The organism is Dolichospermum circinale AWQC131C (assembly GCF_000426905.1).
In the GTDB taxonomy this organism is placed as follows: Bacteria; Cyanobacteriota; Cyanobacteriia; order Cyanobacteriales; family Nostocaceae; genus Dolichospermum; species Dolichospermum circinale.
Window position 1 is genome coordinate 153,230 of the sequence record NZ_KE384642.1, and the last position, 271, is coordinate 153,500.

Genomic DNA, 271 nt, shown 5'->3' on the forward strand with positions numbered 1-271 from the left:
TTTCAGTCAAGATATTTGCTACGAGGTAATTATATTATTCTCTGAATCAGGATTTACAGGATTTAAGGATTTACAGGATAATGATCATAAGATTATGCTTGTTCGTATGCTGCTAAAAAATCTTCCCGTGATATTCCAGCTTGAGTACAGATCGATCTTAATGTCGAACTTTTAATCTGGGAGTGATTAGGTATAGTTAAGGGTGTTTTGGCATTGCTGAATTAGGGTATGATAAAGGAAAGGAGCGATCGCTAAACAGGATAATAATTCC